The sequence below is a fragment of the Salinivibrio sp. SS2 genome (assembly GCF_001722075.1).
GTDB lineage: Bacteria > Pseudomonadota > Gammaproteobacteria > Enterobacterales > Vibrionaceae > Salinivibrio > Salinivibrio proteolyticus.
The window spans coordinates 1-1,658 of the sequence record NZ_MEBP01000090.1; the positions used below are offsets into that span (position 1 = coordinate 1).

General features: G+C 45.4%; 1 protein-coding gene. It reads right to left on the reverse strand.

From position 1 onward, the window contains the following. Positions 1-283: 283 nt before the first annotated feature. Positions 284-1,447 (reverse strand): cytotoxin, encoded by a 1,164-nt coding sequence (locus BGK46_RS10875; protein ID WP_069589270.1) that lies wholly within the window; start codon positions 1,445-1,447, stop codon positions 284-286. Between the last annotated feature and the right edge of the window lie 211 nt (positions 1,448-1,658).

A 1,658-nucleotide genomic window follows, 5' to 3' on the forward strand; every position in this document is an offset into this window, starting at 1 on the left:
TGTTTTGGTTTTCTGCTCTTTTGCATCTCTCTTGTTGTGTTGCATCATCTCAGACCGGTTTTGAGGCGTTGATGATCTAGATCTGCCCCTAGCTAGCCGTAGGGATAGTCAATGATTTAGGAAACAACGCCGTTCAAATCCATAGCCGACCCAATTCTTTGATGGCTTTAGTCTCGCCAAGTACTGCTTGGCGAGACTCCTATTAAAAAATATGAGGCTCAAGGCCTTTCCGTGCTCTGTTTAGTTAATCGCGTCTATCTAAACGTTGCTCTGTTGCGCTTATTTAGCGTTTGATGACAATGGTGCCTGTTTCAACGACACGAGATTCCTTCGACGCCATGACCTTTGCCGTGTGCTTTTCGGATGAGAAAAGTGATTTCGCTGACGTCATCGGTTGACTGATAGACGGAGCATGCTCTTGTTTTTGATAATGAATTTCCCAATTTCGAGTGTCAGTGTTGTAGCGCATGAAGGCAAAGCCGGTAATATTTTTAATCATAGTGTCGCCTTGCTGGTAAAAGCCGTAGTCACGAAAACTCATGTACTTGATTAAGTTATTACCGTGTTCTTGCACATCATTGTATTGCTTATCTTCTTTACCACCTTCCACATGGTAGACTCTAATGCGGTCATCATCCCAGTCATCAACCACAAAAGAACACCCGCTAAAATTTGGCGTGAAAACATACAAATGGTCTCGATGAGGATCGGGATGCTTGGGTATATCGAGGTACTTACCTTGCGCTACCCAGTAGGCCATCTGTGATGTATTTTTATCGGGCTGTTCACCTGCGAATGTATCGATGACTTGAATCGTACCGACTGTTCCATGTGCGTATTGATACTGCATACCACTAAAAACAAGTTCACCACTCTCTCTTACTTCCTTTTGAGTCACCGCGCTAAGTGATGAGACCTGTAGGGCGACAACTTCAGCGCTAACAGGCTGATTCGCGAAACTGGCCCCAAGTAGAACCGAGGGTAAAACACGTTTTCCTACCGCATCGTTCATTCCCATTCTGGATGCTGGCATCGGTGACAAAATTGCACCAGGAAACTCCCGCTCTTCACCGACATAAATACGGTTATTTTGTTCTTTCGCTTTACGGTCAGCGGCTATCTTATTTCTGTGCGCAGCGTATCGAGGTTCATTGGCTTGGGTTTTTTGCCAGTTCTCTTCTTGCTCCTGAAATCGTTCTCTACGCTGCCTTTCAATTTTTTCTCTCGAAGTTTCTTTTTGCGCGGCGGGTTCGCTACTCGCTTTATTGACCGGCATTGATGCGCCTGTTGGTGCAAAATTTCTTGTAGTGGCGCGATCTAATGCAGCCTTTGACGCAGCGGATTGCCTTGCCATTTCACAACTCGCACACGGACACGTTAATGGGTCAGGATGCATGACGGGACATCGGTGAGGTTTAGAGGAGTCAAAAACATCGGATAAGTTCATATCGCAATCCACTCGCGTTCTCTGAATATGCGCATCGTTCCATAATGAGGGAAACGGGTGCGTAACATGCAGTAGTTATGTTAATGGGCGTTGTTTCCTAAATCATTGAACTTATCACTCTAGCGGCGATCAGATCATCAACGCCTCAAAACCGGTCTCAGATGATGAGCAAAGCCAAGTATAAAATCAGCAATTGGAAGCAATACAATCA

Coding starts and splice junctions, on each gene's coding strand:
- BGK46_RS10875 (WP_069589270.1), bottom strand. CDS start 1,447: ATGAACTTATCCGATGTTTTTGACTCCTCTAAACCTCACCGATGTCCC.